The sequence below is a fragment of the Pseudomonas sp. DE0010 genome (assembly GCF_007680745.1).
In the GTDB taxonomy this organism is placed as follows: domain Bacteria; phylum Pseudomonadota; class Gammaproteobacteria; order Pseudomonadales; family Pseudomonadaceae; genus Aquipseudomonas; species Aquipseudomonas parafulva_B.
Map to the genome: position 1 here is coordinate 1 of NZ_VEJQ01000265.1, position 245 is coordinate 245.

Annotated in this window: 1 pseudogene; it reads right to left on the reverse strand. The window is 67.8% G+C overall.

The features are described from left to right. Positions 1–245: pseudogene (locus FS767_RS22485) on the reverse strand (polynucleotide adenylyltransferase PcnB); the annotation flags it as partial.

Genomic DNA, 245 nt, shown 5'->3' on the forward strand with positions numbered 1-245 from the left:
TCGCGGCTGAGGTTCTTGATCATCTCGCGCCGCTGGCTGTCGCCGACCTCCTGGTAGCGGGTCCACCAGTCGCCCAGGCCACCGGTTTCCTCGCCGGCGCTCTCGCGCAGCAGCAGGAAGTCGTAGCCGGCGCGAAAGCGCGGATTCTCCAGCAACTGATCGGCGCGCTTGCCCTGGCGGCGTGGCAGGCGTTCCTGCATGTCCCAGATCTCGCGCATGGGCATGGTGAAACGCTTGGGGACGGC